This is a genomic window from Metabacillus rhizolycopersici (genome assembly GCF_020075705.1).
The window spans coordinates 1-252 of the sequence record NZ_JAIQUM010000329.1 but is presented as its reverse complement, the minus strand read 5'-3'; the positions used below and the strand labels follow the sequence as shown (position 1 = coordinate 252).

At 35.7% G+C, this 252-nt stretch carries 1 protein-coding gene; it reads left to right on the top strand.

From position 1 onward, the window contains the following. Positions 1-252: transposase (locus tag K9V48_RS28835; RefSeq protein ID WP_224142370.1), on the top strand; the 252-nt coding region annotated here is incomplete at both ends.

Below are 252 nucleotides of genomic sequence, written 5' to 3'. Positions count from 1 at the left end.
GTAATCAAGAAGTTACCGTATCCGTTGAATCATTAGTTCCAGTGGATCATTTTTTACGTGCCGTAGAAGCCACGATAGATTTTTCATTTATTGAAGAAAAGTTACAGCCTTATTATTGTGAAGACAATGGAAGACCCTCTATTCATCCCATTACTCTTTTTAAAATGATGTTTGTGGGCTATTTTTATGGGATTCGCTCTGAACGTCAATTAGAGAAAGAGATCGAAACGAACATTGCTTATCGATGGTTTT